The following is a 256-nucleotide window of genomic DNA, read 5'->3' on the forward strand; positions in this document are numbered from 1 at the left end:
CGTTCTCGAAGCTGAGGGGGTAGAAGTACGACCCGGCCTTGGGGTCGGCGTCGAGCTCGGCCACGCTCGGGCTGACGGTCATGCCCAGCTGGACCAGGAGCGCCACCCGCGGGTCGTCGGCGCGGAACACGTTGAGCTGGTCGGCCTGGTTCGTCGCCGCGTACACGAAGGACTTGCCCTTGAGCGCCGGGTTCGCGGCGGCCAGCGAGGCGATGTGGGCGTCGGTCTTGGCGCGCAGCTGCTCCGCCTGGGCCGA

Annotated in this window: 1 pseudogene; it reads right to left on the reverse strand. The window is 71.1% G+C overall.

Annotated features, from left to right (window positions below):
* A pseudogene (locus RUR_RS36685) lies at positions 1–256 on the reverse strand (iron-siderophore ABC transporter substrate-binding protein); the annotation flags it as partial.

This window comes from Rhizohabitans arisaemae (assembly GCF_025996515.1).
Lineage (GTDB): Bacteria > Actinomycetota > Actinomycetes > Streptosporangiales > Streptosporangiaceae > Rhizohabitans > Rhizohabitans arisaemae.